The sequence below is a fragment of the Pseudomonas sp. BIGb0558 genome (genome assembly GCF_024807515.1).
GTDB lineage: Bacteria > Pseudomonadota > Gammaproteobacteria > Pseudomonadales > Pseudomonadaceae > Aquipseudomonas > Aquipseudomonas yamanorum_A.
Window position 1 is genome coordinate 539688 of record NZ_JANUEW010000001.1, and the last position, 11845, is coordinate 551532.

Consider the following 11845-nt stretch of genomic DNA (forward strand, 5'->3'; position numbering starts at 1 on the left):
CAGATGCAAGCATGATCGACGCATGGGCCTGGCGCGCTCCGGCAAAAGTCCAGGGCGCCATGGTAAGCTCGCCGCCTCATTAACTGCCAATAATGACCCTCCGTGCCGCATTCAAACGCCCTTCCAGATGTTTGCCGATGGCTGACCCAGAGCCTTCTGAGCCCCCTGCCCGCGCCGCTGACACTCAACTGGCTGTTCGATGAAGGTTCGCTGACCCGGCGCCTCACGCGCCTGTCCGGTGATGGCTTCAGCGTGACGCCGCTGTTCGAAGGCTGGCAGCCACTGCGGGACGACGAATGCGCCACGCTGGACTTGCCCGCCGCCAGCATCGGCTGGGTGCGCGAGGTGTATTTGCGTGGCCATGGCCAGCCGTGGGTGTTTGCCCGCAGCGTGGCGGCCCGCAGCGCCTTGCAGGGTGACGGTTTGCACATGGATGAGTTGGGCAGCCGGTCGCTGGGGGAGTTGCTGTTTTGTGACCACGCCTTCACGCGCCAGGCCATCGAGGTGTGCCGTTACCCACGGGAATGGCTGCCCACGGCGGACCAGGCCGATCACCTGTGGGCGCGCCGCTCGCGCTTTGATCGCGGGCCGCTGAGCGTGCTGGTGGCCGAAATCTTCCTGCCGACCTTGTGGCAAGCCGTGCACGACCACCCGGAGAATTGCTGATGTATCAGCGCCTGCTCAAATCCCTGAATCACCTGAACCCCAGGGCCTGGGACTTCGTCCAGCTGACCCGCATGGACAAGCCCATCGGCATTTATCTGCTGCTGTGGCCTACGCTGTGGGCGCTGTGGATTGCCGGCAAGGGTTCGCCATCGCTGCTCAATATCCTGATCTTTGTGCTCGGCGTGGTACTCACCCGGGCCGGTGGCTGCGTCATTAATGACTGGGCCGACCGCAAGGTCGACGGCCATGTGAAGCGCACCGAGCAGCGCCCGCTGGTGAGCGGCAAGATCAGCTCGAAAGAGGCGCTGGTGTTCTTCGCGGTGCTGATGTTCATCAGTTTCCTGCTGGTGCTGCTGACCAACTCCACGACGATCTGGCTGTCCCTGGGCGGCCTTGCGCTGGCGGCCAGCTACCCGTTCATGAAGCGCTACACCTATTACCCGCAGGTGGTATTGGGCGCGGCGTTTTCCTGGGGCATGCCGATGGCGTTCACCGCCGAGACGGGCAGCCTGCCGGCGGCGGCCTGGCTGCTGTACATCGCCAACCTGTTGTGGACGGTGGGTTACGACACGTACTACGCCATGACCGATCGCGACGATGACCTTAAAATCGGGGTCAAATCCACCGCCATTCTGTTCGGCGATGCCGACCGGGTGATCATCCTGACCTTGCAGGGCCTGGCACTGGTGTGCCTGTGGCTGGCGGGAATGCGCTTTGAGCTGGGCGGCTGGTTCCACCTGGGCTTGCTGGCGGCCGCCGGGTGTTTTGCCTGGGAGTTCTGGTACACCCGGGACAAGGACCGGCTCAAATGCTTCAAGGCGTTTTTGCACAACCACTGGGCCGGGTTGGCGATTTTTGTCGGGATTGTGGCGGACTACGGGTTTCGCTAGAGCTTGGGAATGGCGGCGTTCGAGCCGACGCAATCGCGGGCAAGCCCGGCTCCCACAGGGATCTCTGTTGAACACATATTTTGTGTGCGCTGAAGATCAACTGTGGGAGCGGGCTTGCCCGCGATGGTCTCAAGGTCGACGTAGATCAGGGCTTGGCAACCTTCCAGGCCCCGTCCATTTTGCCTTCGCCGGTCATGTCACCGGCCTTCTTGTCCATGACGAAGGTGTAGAGCGGCTTGCCGCTGTAGGCCCACTGGCTTTTCTGGTCGTCACGGGTGATGACGGTCCACTTGCCCATGGGCTTGTCGGTGGATTCGGCCATCAGTGGCGGCCAGTTGGTGGCGCACTTGTCGTTGCACATGGACTTGCCATCAGCATCCTTGGCAAAGGTGTAGAGGGTCATGCCCTTGTGGTCCACCAGCATCCCGTCCTTGGTCATCGCAGGGTCTGCCGCAAAGGCCAGTGTCGGCAGCGTTAACGCGGCCGTTACCAGCAGGGCTTTCCAGGAAAAAGTACTGTGAGTCATGGGAACCTTCCTTTTGTGGTTGTCAGGATTCGGACCCAAAGCGTAGTCCAGGGAGGCAAGGATTGCCCAAGCGACTAAATTACTGTCACACGACTGCAATAATTCCGTTATCTAATGCGGCGCAAGACAGTTAAATGACAAGAGGATTTAGCATGGTTGGCAGGAGCATTCTGATCGTTGACGACGAAGCGCCCATTCGCGAGATGATCGCCGTTGCGTTGGAAATGGCCGGCTATGACTGCCTGGAGGCGGAGAACTCCCAGCAGGCCCATGCCATTATCGTCGACCGCAAGCCTGACCTGATCCTGCTGGACTGGATGCTGCCCGGCACCTCCGGCATCGAGCTGGCCCGCCGGCTGAAGCGTGACGAGCTGACCGGGGATATTCCGATCATCATGCTCACCGCCAAGGGCGAAGAGGACAACAAGATCCAGGGCCTGGAAGTTGGCGCCGATGACTACATCACCAAGCCCTTTTCCCCACGGGAACTGGTCGCCCGTCTGAAAGCCGTTCTGCGCCGTGCCGGCCCCACCGATGGCGAAGCGCCTATCGAAGTCGACGGCCTGATCCTCGACCCGATCAGCCACCGCGTGACCATCGACGGCAAACCCGCCGAGATGGGCCCTACCGAATACCGCCTGCTGCAATTCTTCATGACCCATCAGGAGCGCGCCTACACACGCGGCCAACTGCTGGACCAGGTCTGGGGCGGCAACGTGTATGTGGAGGAGCGCACCGTCGACGTGCATATCCGCCGCCTGCGCAAAGCCTTGGGCGACGCTTACGAGAATCTGGTACAAACCGTGCGCGGCACCGGCTACCGGTTTTCCACCAAAGGCTGAACCGGATCCAACTGCCCCAGACAGCTGAAAGGACGCGTGTTTAAGTGAACCAAAACTGGTATGGCACCCTGATCCGCCACATGTTGCTGTTGATCACCGGCTGCCTGCTGGTGGGCCTGGTCAGCGGCTATTACGGCTGGAGCCTGGCCGTCGGCCTGGGTCTCTACCTCGGCTGGACCCTCAAGCAACTGCTGCGCCTGCACGAGTGGCTGCGCCAGCACAAACCCGACGAAGCACCGCCCGACGGCTACGGCCTGTGGGGCGAGGTGTTCGACAGCATCTATCACCTGCAACGCCGCGACCAACGCGTACGCGGGCGCCTGCAGGCAGTGATCGACCGCGTGCAGGAATCCACCGCCGCACTGAAAGACGCGGTGATCATGCTCGACAGCGACGGCAACCTGGAATGGTGGAACCGCGCCGCAGAAACCCTGCTGGGCCTCAAGACGCCCCAGGACAGCGGCCAGCCGGTGACCAACCTGGTGCGTCACCCGCGCTTCAAGGAGTACTTCGAGCAGGACAACTACGAAGAAGCCCTGGAAATCCCGTCACCGACCAACGACCGCGTACGCATCCAGCTGTACCTGACGCGCTATGGCAATAACGAACATTTGATGCTGGTGCGCGATGTCACGCGCATCCATCAGTTGGAACAGATGCGCAAGGATTTCGTCGCCAACGTCTCCCATGAACTGCGCACCCCGCTGACGGTGATCTGCGGCTACCTGGAGACGCTGCTCGACAACGTCGAAGACGTGAACCCGCGCTGGACCCGCGCCCTGCAGCAAATGCAGCAGCAAGGCTCGCGCATGCAGACCCTGCTTAACGACCTGCTGTTGCTGGCCAAGCTCGAAGCCACCGACTACCCCTCCGACAACCATCCGGTGTCGGTGCAAAGCCTGTTGCAGACCATCAAGGGCGACGCCCAGGCCCTGTCCGGGCAACGCGAACAGAACATCACCCTGGAAGCCGACCCGTCGATCCTGCTCAAGGGCAGCGAGGGCGAGTTGCGCAGCGCGTTTTCCAACCTGGTGTTCAACGCCGTCAAATACACCCAGGACAAGGGCAATATCCGCATCCGCTGGTGGGCCGATGACCAGGGCGCACACCTCAGCGTGCAGGACTCGGGGATGGGCATCGACGCCAAACACCTGCCGCGCCTCACCGAGCGCTTCTACCGCGTCGACTCCAGCCGCAACTCCAACACCGGCGGCACGGGGCTGGGTCTGGCCATCGTCAAGCATGTGCTGCTGCGCCATCGCGCGCGGCTGGAAATCAGCAGCGTGCTGGGCCATGGCAGTACCTTCACCTGTCATTTCCCGCCGGCCCAGGTGACACGTTCACGGGTCGTTCATCAGGACGAGTGACCCTCCACCCGGCAGCCGCCACTAGGCAAGCGCCCCGTCAGCCGCTACATTGGCTGACTTGCGCCTGCCTTTCAGGCCACCTGCTCACCCTTTTTGATTAGACGGAACCCGCAAAACCCCATCATGGACCCTTCCCCTGGCATCACCCTCGCGACACTCTTCGCCGACTTCGGCATGATTCTTTTTGCACTGATCCTGGTACTGCTCAACGGCTTCTTCGTTGCGGCGGAATTTGCCATGGTCAAACTGCGCTCGACCCGGGTCGAGGCAATCGCCCACAAAAACGGCTGGCGCGGGCAGATCCTGCGCACCGTACACAGCCAGCTCGACGCGTACCTGTCGGCCTGCCAGCTGGGTATCACCCTCGCCTCCCTGGGCCTGGGCTGGGTCGGTGAGCCGGCCTTTGCGCACATCCTCGAACCGTTACTGGGTGCAATCGGCGTGCAATCGCCGGAAGTGATCAAGGGCGTGTCGTTCTTTGCCGCCTTCTTCGTGATCTCGTACCTGCACATCGTGGTCGGTGAACTGGCGCCCAAGTCCTGGGCCATCCGCAAGCCCGAGTTGCTGTCGCTGTGGACCGCCGTGCCGCTGTACCTGTTCTACTGGGCCATGTACCCGGCGATCTACCTGCTCAACGCCAGCGCCAATGCCATCCTGCGCATCGCCGGCCAGGGCGAGCCAGGCCCGCACCACGAGCACCATTACAGCCGTGAAGAACTGAAACTGATCCTGCACTCCAGCCGTGGCCAGGACCCGAGCGACCAGGGCATGCGTGTACTGGCCTCCGCCGTGGAAATGGGTGAGCTGGAAGTGGTGGACTGGGCCAACTCCCGGGAAGACCTGGTGACCCTGGACTTCAACGCCCCGCTCAAGGAAATCCTGGCACTGTTCCGTCGCCACAAGTTCAGCCGCTACCCGGTGTACGACGCGGTGCGCAACGAGTTCGTCGGCCTGCTGCACATCAAGGACCTGCTGTTGGAACTGGCGGCCCTGGACCACATTCCCGAGTCGTTCAACCTGGCCGAGCTGACCCGCCCACTGGAGCGCGTATCGCGCCACATGCCGCTGTCGCAATTGCTCGAGCAGTTCCGCAAAGGCGGCGCGCACTTTGCCCTCGTGGAAGAAGCCGACGGCAAGATCATCGGCTACCTGACCATGGAAGACGTGCTGGAAGTGCTGGTAGGCGACATCCAGGACGAACACCGCAAGGCCGAGCGCGGCATCCTCGCGTATCAGCCGGGCAAGCTGTTGGTACGGGGCGACACGCCGCTGTTCAAGGTCGAGCGCCTGCTGGGCGTCGACCTGGACCACATCGAAGCTGAAACCCTCGCCGGGCTGATCTACGACACCCTGAAACGGGTGCCGGAAGAGGAAGAAGTGCTGGAAGTCGAAGGCCTGCGCATCATTATCAAGAAGATGAAAGGGCCGAAGATCGTATTGGCCAAGGTGCTGCTGCTCGATTAAGCCTCACCGCGTGCCCAATGCAAAATTGGGCAACGCCTGCACCGGCTGGTTGAATTCGTAAGGAATCGACACCAGCCCCGACGCCGTCGTGCGCTGCACCACAAAATGCAGATGCGGCCCGCTGCTGTTGCCGGTATTGCCCGACAGCGCCAGCGGGCTGCCCACCGCCACTCGCTGCCCTTCCCTGACGCTGACCGAACCTTGCTTGAGGTGCAGATACACGCCCTGGGTGCCGTCATCGTGCTGCACCCGCACGAAATTCCCCGACGGGTCGCCGCCGCGCCCGCTCTGGTCGTTCTCGGTTTTCAGTACCACGCCGCCACGGGCCGCGATGATGGGCGTGCCTTCAGGCATGGCGATGTCCATCGCATAGCGGCTTTTGAGCTCGGAATGGCTGAACGTGCCATTCGGGCCCTGGGTGAGACGGAACGGGCCGCCGCGCCAGGGCAAGGGATAACGATAGGACGCGGCGGGTTGGGCAGGATAGACCCGCTTGGGTATCACCCGCTCCTGATACACAAACGCCTGCGCCCCGGGCGTGTACCGGTCGCTGAAGACCACGACACCGTCCGCATCGATGGATTTGTAGAGGGTCATGGACATCGCCGACGTGGCGACGGCGAACAGTCCACAGAACAGCAGTGAGCGCACGAGCATGGGGTTGGCCTGCCAGGGACGACTGAATGGCAGGCTAACAAGGGATCATGACAGTGCTAAGTGGCCTCAGGCCGGCAGTGGTGTGAAGCAGATATCCACGTCCATATGAGCCGCTGCTGACAGGTTAACCAAAGCATCCAGCGAGAACTTGTCGATCTTGCCGCTCAGAACGTCATTAAGGCGCGGCTGGCTGATGTGAAGTCGATGGGCTGCGTCGTTCTGGGAAAGCTCCCAACTGCGAATGGTTTTGCACAGCTCCAGAAGGAGCTTTGAACGCAAACGCATGTTGGCCGCCTGCTGGGGAGTATCTTCCAGGGCATCCCAAACACTGCTGAAACGTTCGGTTTGAAACTGTTGATCTGTCATGGGCTTAACCTAGCTCCTGCAGTCTGGCGCGAGCCAATTCAATATCCCGCATTTCGGTTTTCTGAGTGGTCTTGCGCAGCGCATGCAGCACATAGATGGCCTCCGGCCGGTTGACCACATAAAAAACCCGAAACGCTCCTGATTCGTCGAAAATCCTGATCTCATGAACGCCACGCCCGATGGTCTTCATCGGCTTGCAGTCAAAAGGCTGTTCCCCCTGCTGCAAGAGGTCCAACTGAAAACCGGCGGCTCGTCGCGCATCAAGCGGGAACGACTTGAGATCCTTGAGCGAGCTCCCCACAAACACCACATCCTTGTGCCTTGGCATCCACTTCTCCTGTTCTGGAAGGAGAAGCGTAATAGATGATTCAGCTCAGAGAGGGGGCGGTATGTTTCAAGGCGTAGCGAACAGTTGATAGCAGTGGTGCTGCCAACGAAAGACTATATCCAAATCGATATAAATCAAGCCGAAGACCGAGAATCAGACGGTTGGTCGATTCCCGGTATTAGAGGGGAAATCACGCACCCGGCACAAAATGCTTCTGCGCAGTCCCGCGGGCGATCAGCCGCGAGATGTAATCGAGCTTCTGCGCATCCTGGTCGATAAACCGGAAGGTCAGTTGCAGCCAATCACTGTCCGGCTTGGGCTCGTAGGCCACAACGGCGTGCAGGTAGCCGTTGAGGCGCGCCACTTCGGCGTTGTCGCCCTGCTCCAGGTCGAGCACGGCGCTTTCCAGTACCTGAGGCAGGACTTCACCGCGACGCACCACCAGCAGCGCTTCCTTGATGCTCAGCGCCTTGATCACACATTGCTGGGTGCCGCTGGACAGCCGTAACTGGCCCTGGCCACGCCCGCTGGCAGGCGACGCTGCCGGAGCGGCCTGCACCGGCGGGCTGTTGAGCAGGCCTTTGCTGGGTGCCGCCACTGGAGCCGGCTTGACCGCTTCAGGCTTGCCGCCGGTCAGGGCGCTGAGGGAGTCGTTGCCGAACGCCGAGTTCATCTTGGTCGGTGCGCTGGCGATCAGTGCGTCGAGGCGGCCGATCTTGTTCAGCGCCTGCTTGACCTTGTTCAGCAGCTGTTCGTTGGTGAACGGCTTGCTGACGTAGCCGGAAACGCCGGCCTGGATCGCCTGCACCACGTTTTCCTTGTCGCCACGGCTGGTCACCATCACAAACGGCATGGCTTTGAGATGAGGCTGCTCGCGGCACCAGGTCAACAGTTCCAGGCCGGACATTTCCGGCATTTCCCAGTCGCACAGCACCATGTCGAAGGTTTCGCGCATCAGGATGGCCTGGGCCTTTTTGCCGTTCACCGCATCTTCGATCTTGATCCCCGGGAAGTAGTTGCGCAGGCACTTCTTCACCAGATCGCGAATAAACGAGGCGTCATCCACCACTAATACACTGACTTTGCTCATCGACCCTTCATCCTATAAAAACCTCGGCAAGCATAACGCTTCCCTGATGGCAATTTGCCAAATATTCAGACACCGCAAACAAAAACGCCCGACCAAAGGCCGGGCGTTTATTTCTCGGGCAATCTTACTTATCGTCAGGAACGCCAGGAACATTAGGGATTTGATCGGCGGTGCCTTCAACTTCAGCTTTCATGCGCTTGAGGCCCATGTGCCGTACGTCGGTACCACGCACCAGATAGATCACCAGTTCCGAGATATTGCGCGCGTGGTCACCGATGCGCTCCAGGGAACGCAGCACCCAGATGATGTTCAACACCCGCGAGATAGAGCGCGGGTCTTCCATCATGTAGGTGGCCAGTTCACGCAAGGCGGTCTTGTATTCGCGGTCGATGACTTTGTCGTACTGGGCCACCGACAACGCCAGCTCGGCGTCGAAACGGGCAAACGCATCCAGCGCATCACGGACCATGTTGCGCACCTGGTCGCCGATGTGGCGCACTTCGACGTAGCCCCGCGGCGCTTCGCCCTCTTCGCACAACAGGATGGCGCGACGGGCAATCTTGGTGGCTTCGTCGCCGATACGCTCCAGGTCGATCACTGACTTGGAGATGCTGATGATCAAACGCAGGTCGGACGCCGCCGGCTGACGACGGGCCAGGATGCGCAGGCATTCTTCGTCGATGTTGCGTTCCATCTGGTTGATCTGGTCGTCGATCTCGCGCACTTGCTGGGCCAGGCCCGAGTCGGCCTCGATCAGCGCGGTGACGGCATCGTTGACTTGCTTCTCCACCAGCCCGCCCATGGCGAGGAGGTGGCTGCGCACTTCCTCAAGCTCGGCGTTGAACTGCGCGGAGATGTGATGGGTAAGGCCTTCTTTGCTAATCATGTTGGCGTCCTTGGAACGTCCGGTAAGGTGCGGTCGACCGCAGCATCAGTTCAGTGTGCAACCTGCCAGCTGCTAGCCGTAACGACCGGTGATGTAGTCTTCGGTCTGCTTCTTCGCCGGGTTGGTGAACAGGGTGTCGGTGTCGCCAAACTCCACCAGTTTGCCCATGTACATGAACGCGGTGTAGTCGGAAACACGCGCCGCCTGTTGCATGTTGTGGGTCACGATCACGATGGTGAACTTGGATTTCAGTTCGTAGATCAGCTCTTCGACTTTCAGCGTGGAGATCGGGTCGAGTGCCGAGCACGGTTCGTCGAGCAGCAGCACTTCCGGCTCCACGGCGATGGTGCGGGCGATCACCAGACGTTGCTGCTGGCCGCCGGACAGGCCCAGGGCCGATTCGTGCAGGCGGTCCTTGACCTCATCCCACAGTGCCGCGCCTTTCAGTGCCCACTCAACGGCTTCGTCGAGGATGCGCTTCTTGTTGATGCCCTGGATGCGCAGGCCGTACACCACGTTTTCGTAGATGGTCTTGGGAAACGGGTTGGGCTTCTGGAACACCATGCCCACCCGGCGACGCAGTTCGGCCACGTCTTCGCCCTTGCGGTAGATGTTGGTGCCGTAGAGGTTGATCGCGCCCTCGACGCGGCAGCCGTCCACCAGATCATTCATCCGGTTGAAGGTGCGCAGCAAGGTCGACTTGCCGCAGCCGGACGGGCCGATGAAGGCGGTCACGCGCTGCTTCGGAATATTCATGCTGACGTCGAACAGCGCCTGCTTGTCGCCGTAGTACAGGCTCAGGCCCGGCACTTCGATGGCCACGGTTTCCTGGGCCAGGCTCAGGCTCTGCTTGTCGCGACCCAGGGCTGACATGTTGATGCCGTGGGAATGGGTTTCTTGTTGCATGGGATGCTCCCTGTGCTACCAATTCGTTTCGTTGAACCGCCGGGGCGGCTTACTCAAAATCTGTGTCTAGCGCCAACCCTGTGGGAGCTGGCTTGCCTGCGATGGCATCACCGCGGTGTACCTGTTCAACCGAGTCGCCTGCATCGCAGGCAAGCCAGCTCCCACAGGTGCCCGCTTAACTGTCCAGCGCCTTGTACTTCTCGCGCAGGTGGTTACGAATCCACACCGCCGACAGGTTGAGCGTGGCAATCACCAGCACCAGCAGCAACGCAGTGGCGTACACCAGCGGCCGAGCGGCCTCGACGTTGGGGCTCTGGAAGCCGACGTCATAAATATGGAAGCCCAGGTGCATGATCTTCTGGTCCAGGTGCAGGTAAGGGTAGTTGCCGTCCACCGGCAGCGACGGCGCCAGTTTCACCACACCCACCAGCATCAGCGGCGCCACTTCACCGGCGGCGCGGGCCACGGCGAGGATCATGCCGGTCATCATCGCCGGGCTGGCCATCGGCAGCACGATCTTCCACAGCGTTTCCGCCTTGGTCGCGCCCAGTGCCAGGGAGCCTTCACGTACGGTGCGGGGAATCCGCGCCAGGCCTTCTTCGGTGGCCACGATCACCACCGGCACCGCCAGCAGCGCCAGGGTCAGGGATGCCCACAGCAGGCCCGGCGTACCGAAGGTCGGCGCCGGCAACGCTTCGGCGAAGAACAGCCGGTCGACCGAGCCGCCCAGTACGTAGACGAAGAAGCCGAGGCCGAATACGCCGTAAACGATGGCAGGCACACCGGCCAGGTTGTTCACCGCGATGCGGATGATGCGGGTCAGGGTGTTCTGCTTGGCGTACTCACGCAGGTACACCGCCGCCAGCACGCCGAACGGGGTCACGATCATCGCCATGATCAGGGTCATCATCACGGTGCCGAAGATCGCCGGGAAAATCCCGCCTTCGGTGTTGGCTTCCCGTGGGTCATCGCTGAGGAATTCCCAGACCTTGCTGAAGTAGAAACCGACCTTGGTCAGGTAACCCATGGCGTTCGGCTGGTAAGCGTGCACCACCTTGCCGATGCCGATTTCGATTTCCTTGCCGTTGCCATCGCGGGCGGTGAGGCTGTCGCGGTTGAACTGGGTGTGCAGGTCGGCCAGGCGGGCTTCGATGTCTTTGTAGCGGTTGTTCAGTTCGGCGCGGCCGCTGTCCATGTCGGCTTGGGCGGTGGCGTCCAGCTTGCCTTCCAGCTCCAGTTTGCGACCGTGCAGGCGGATGCGTTCGAGGCCGGCGTTGATCGCGCCGATGTCAGACTTCTCAAGGGTCTTGAGCTGGGCGGCGAGCTTGTTGACGCGGTCGACACGGGCTTGCAGCTCCGGCCAGGCGGCCTCGCCTTCAGCGATCACCTTGCCGTCCTGCTTGACGTTGACCAGGGTGCCGTAGAAGTTGCCCCACTCACGACGCTCGATGGTCATCAGTTCGGCGGGCTTGGTCTGATTGGTCAGCCACTCGCCGACGATCCAGGTGAAGTCGTTGCCGTTCAAGTCACGGTTGCCGACCTTGATCAACTCGCGGGTCATGAACTCCGGGCCTTGGTCCGGCACCGGCAAGCCTGCGCTTTTCAGGCGCTCGCGGGGCACTTCTTCTTTCTGCACCACTTCGCCGATGACGATATGGTTTTCCTGGCCCGGCACGTTGTAGTTGGCCTGGATCAGGTCGGCCGGCCAGAAGTGGCCCAGGCCACGCACGGCAATCACGGCCAGCAAACCAATGGTCATGATGACCGCGATGGACACCGCGCCACCGCTGATCCAGACGCCCGGGGCGCCGCTCTTGAACCATCCATTCAGGGAGTTCTGTTTCACAGACTTCTACC

At 61.4% G+C, this 11845-nt stretch carries 13 protein-coding genes; 5 read left to right on the plus strand and 8 right to left on the minus strand.

Features of this window, described 5'->3' with window-relative positions; translation table 11 throughout:
- The first annotated feature begins 102 nt into the window (after nucleotides 1-102).
- On the plus strand, nucleotides 103-666 hold the full coding sequence (locus M2400_RS02510) for a chorismate lyase (RefSeq protein WP_259195428.1): 564 nt from the start codon (nucleotides 103-105) through the stop codon (nucleotides 664-666).
- Nucleotides 666-1556, plus strand: a complete 891-nt coding sequence (ubiA, locus tag M2400_RS02515; RefSeq protein WP_177043683.1) for a 4-hydroxybenzoate octaprenyltransferase — start codon at nucleotides 666-668, stop codon at nucleotides 1554-1556. Before M2400_RS02510 ends, ubiA begins: the two co-directional genes overlap by 1 nt.
- Nucleotides 1557-1701: 145 nt before the next feature.
- Here the strand turns inward: ubiA and M2400_RS02520 are convergent, their stop codons facing one another.
- Nucleotides 1702-2082 carry a hypothetical protein gene (locus M2400_RS02520; RefSeq protein ID WP_177043682.1) on the minus strand — a complete coding sequence of 127 codons (381 nt, stop codon included), beginning with the start codon at nucleotides 2080-2082 and terminating at the stop codon, nucleotides 1702-1704.
- 152 nt (nucleotides 2083-2234) lie between these two features.
- Here M2400_RS02520 and phoB point away from each other — a divergent pair, with 152 nt between their 5' ends.
- From phoB to M2400_RS02535, 3 genes are all read left to right on the plus strand, one after another.
- The gene (phoB, locus tag M2400_RS02525; RefSeq protein WP_003195617.1) at nucleotides 2235-2924 is read left to right on the plus strand and encodes a phosphate regulon transcriptional regulator PhoB; all 690 of its coding nucleotides are present in this window, start codon (nucleotides 2235-2237) and stop codon (nucleotides 2922-2924) included.
- A 44-nt stretch (nucleotides 2925-2968) separates the two neighbouring features.
- A complete protein-coding gene (phoR, locus tag M2400_RS02530; protein WP_177043681.1) occupies nucleotides 2969-4291 on the plus strand; it encodes a phosphate regulon sensor histidine kinase PhoR in 1323 nt (440 codons plus the stop codon).
- Nucleotides 4292-4414: 123 nt separating this feature from the next.
- On the plus strand, nucleotides 4415-5755 hold the full coding sequence (locus tag M2400_RS02535) for a hemolysin family protein (protein ID WP_076013189.1): 1341 nt from the start codon (nucleotides 4415-4417) through the stop codon (nucleotides 5753-5755).
- 3 nt (nucleotides 5756-5758) lie between these two features.
- Here M2400_RS02535 and M2400_RS02540 read toward each other — a convergent pair whose 3' ends face one another.
- The 7 genes from M2400_RS02540 to pstA all read right to left on the minus strand — a co-directional run bounded on the left by M2400_RS02540 (nucleotide 5759) and on the right by pstA (nucleotide 11834).
- The gene (locus tag M2400_RS02540; RefSeq protein WP_259195427.1) at nucleotides 5759-6412 is read right to left on the minus strand and encodes a M23 family metallopeptidase; all 654 of its coding nucleotides are present in this window, start codon (nucleotides 6410-6412) and stop codon (nucleotides 5759-5761) included.
- Nucleotides 6413-6478: 66 nt separating this feature from the next.
- Nucleotides 6479-6778, minus strand: coding sequence for a helix-turn-helix domain-containing protein (locus M2400_RS02545; RefSeq protein WP_259195426.1), 300 nt, complete (start codon nucleotides 6776-6778; stop codon nucleotides 6479-6481).
- Between the two features lie 4 nt (nucleotides 6779-6782).
- On the minus strand, nucleotides 6783-7106 hold the full coding sequence (locus tag M2400_RS02550) for a type II toxin-antitoxin system RelE/ParE family toxin (RefSeq protein WP_259195425.1): 324 nt from the start codon (nucleotides 7104-7106) through the stop codon (nucleotides 6783-6785).
- Between the two features lie 190 nt (nucleotides 7107-7296).
- Nucleotides 7297-8196: a response regulator gene (locus M2400_RS02555; protein WP_177043679.1), complete on the minus strand. Its 900-nt coding sequence runs from the start codon at nucleotides 8194-8196 to the stop codon at nucleotides 7297-7299.
- Between the two features lie 124 nt (nucleotides 8197-8320).
- Nucleotides 8321-9082 (minus strand): phosphate signaling complex protein PhoU, encoded by a 762-nt coding sequence (gene phoU / locus M2400_RS02560; protein ID WP_177043678.1) that lies wholly within the window; start codon nucleotides 9080-9082, stop codon nucleotides 8321-8323.
- A gap of 72 nt (nucleotides 9083-9154) precedes the next feature.
- Nucleotides 9155-9988 (minus strand): phosphate ABC transporter ATP-binding protein PstB, encoded by an 834-nt coding sequence (gene pstB / locus M2400_RS02565; RefSeq protein ID WP_177043677.1) that lies wholly within the window; start codon nucleotides 9986-9988, stop codon nucleotides 9155-9157.
- A 175-nt stretch (nucleotides 9989-10163) separates the two neighbouring features.
- Nucleotides 10164-11834: a phosphate ABC transporter permease PstA gene (gene pstA, locus M2400_RS02570; protein WP_177079145.1), complete on the minus strand. Its 1671-nt coding sequence runs from the start codon at nucleotides 11832-11834 to the stop codon at nucleotides 10164-10166.
- Nucleotides 11835-11845: the final 11 nt, after the last annotated feature.

Bases quoted from the DNA above. Each gene is read 5' to 3' on its own strand.
- phoU (WP_177043678.1), bottom strand. From the start codon at position 9,082: ATGATTAGCAAAGAAGGCCTTACCCATCACATCTCCGCGCAGTTCAAC.
- M2400_RS02550 (WP_259195425.1), bottom strand. From the start codon at position 7,106: ATGCCAAGGCACAAGGATGTGGTGTTTGTGGGGAGCTCGCTCAAGGAT.
- M2400_RS02540 (WP_259195427.1), bottom strand. From the start codon at position 6,412: ATGCTCGTGCGCTCACTGCTGTTCTGTGGACTGTTCGCCGTCGCCACG.
- M2400_RS02555 (WP_177043679.1), bottom strand. From the start codon at position 8,196: ATGAGCAAAGTCAGTGTATTAGTGGTGGATGACGCCTCGTTTATTCGC.
- M2400_RS02545 (WP_259195426.1), bottom strand. From the start codon at position 6,778: ATGACAGATCAACAGTTTCAAACCGAACGTTTCAGCAGTGTTTGGGAT.
- phoB (WP_003195617.1), top strand. From the start codon at position 2,235: ATGGTTGGCAGGAGCATTCTGATCGTTGACGACGAAGCGCCCATTCGC.
- pstB (WP_177043677.1), bottom strand. From the start codon at position 9,988: ATGCAACAAGAAACCCATTCCCACGGCATCAACATGTCAGCCCTGGGT.
- M2400_RS02520 (WP_177043682.1), bottom strand. From the start codon at position 2,082: ATGACTCACAGTACTTTTTCCTGGAAAGCCCTGCTGGTAACGGCCGCG.
- ubiA (WP_177043683.1), top strand. From the start codon at position 666: ATGTATCAGCGCCTGCTCAAATCCCTGAATCACCTGAACCCCAGGGCC.
- M2400_RS02535 (WP_076013189.1), top strand. From the start codon at position 4,415: ATGGACCCTTCCCCTGGCATCACCCTCGCGACACTCTTCGCCGACTTC.